This is a genomic window from Vibrio sp. D173a, from assembly GCF_030248475.1.
On record NZ_JAHGAH010000441.1, the window covers coordinates 1 to 1,312 of the forward strand.

General features: G+C 39.4%; 1 protein-coding gene and 1 pseudogene. Both read left to right on the forward strand.

Annotation, left to right across the window (positions count from 1 at the left end; all coding sequences use genetic code 11):
- On the forward strand, positions 1-407 hold a 407-nt coding region (locus KIV40_RS26580; RefSeq protein ID WP_285352179.1), incomplete at its 5' end, for a tyrosine-type recombinase/integrase.
- 1 nt (position 408) lies between these two features.
- Positions 409-1,312: pseudogene (locus tag KIV40_RS26585) on the forward strand (hypothetical protein); the annotation flags it as partial.

Consider the following 1,312-nt stretch of genomic DNA (forward strand, 5'->3'; position numbering starts at 1 on the left):
AATTACGCAACAAAGCCCTTAAAAACCTAAACAAGCGCAATGAGCTTGTTCAGGCAGGTAGCGAAATGGATACCATTGAATACCTATTTCTCTCAAACAAGGGCGAGCCTTACTCAGCCAATACATTAGAAACGCACTTTTCAAACTTTAGAAAGCAGATTCGCGAAGTGGACTCTTCTTGGTATTACCGAATTCATGATTTACGTTCTACCTTTGCTACTCACTGGCTTTGGGAGGAGTCAAAAGAGCGAAATGTTAGCTATGACTACCTTATGGATGAGTTAGCCGTACTCATGGGGCACGCAAGCACATCAACCACTGAAAAATACATTAAGTTCATGAACAAGCTTGATTACCAGCTAAAAATCGCAATGAGCAAAAACAACAAGATAAATGGAGACTGGTAACATGGCAAAAAGCCCGCTAGCTAGAACCTCAAAAGCGATTAAGAGCACGAGAAATAATAACAACGTTATCTCAATGCAATTCTTTATTCCATATAGGGATCGCAAACAAAGAGGGATTACAGGCTTTGATATTTCTCACTTGCTTCACCTAAAAGCTGATAGAAACAACTGCAAAATTGAAAATAGAGTGCATTTCATCAGAAGTTTTTGTCAAAAGGCTAAGAAATATGTTGAGAATAGCAAATCTGCATTCTCAGTAACAAAAGCTTATGAGAGCCTTAGGTCATTTATTGTCTATTGTGACTCGATGAATATTAACCCCTTCTCGAAAGAAGGGTACTTAAAGTACGCCGGAAATGATGGTGAGCTTAGGCATCGTATCAAAGTGTACAAGCCATCAAAAAAATTATGGGAAATGAATCACGGGGAAGAGGTTGGCATTAAGGAAGGAACGGCTTCGAGCTCCCTATCACAACTCCGCATTGCATTGGCTTGGTGTGGTTTACCTGTTGAGCTATGGTCAAACCTACATCGTGGTTACTCTAAAAGCTCTAATCCTTTCAAAGGCTACTCTGAAGACGAAGAGAAACTCTTAGTCACTCGTTTAAGCAAACTATTTTTCACCCTAGCCCCACAACTCATCGCAGCTAAAGAAAACAGTTTAGAATTACCTGAAGAATTACCAGTTGCAATTGATTTGGGTGATTACCAAGAAATTATTTCGATCGAAACTTCTTTACAAAAAAAAAGCAAACATGATCACATGGTCAACCATAATGCCGCATTTAACCTAACAATGGGGGCTGCTTACCACCTAATGTGTTTTTTCACATCTTTAAACGATAGCAATATAAGATCAATAGCCCACCCAATTAAAATCCATAGCGATGAGAAGTGGCCCCCAA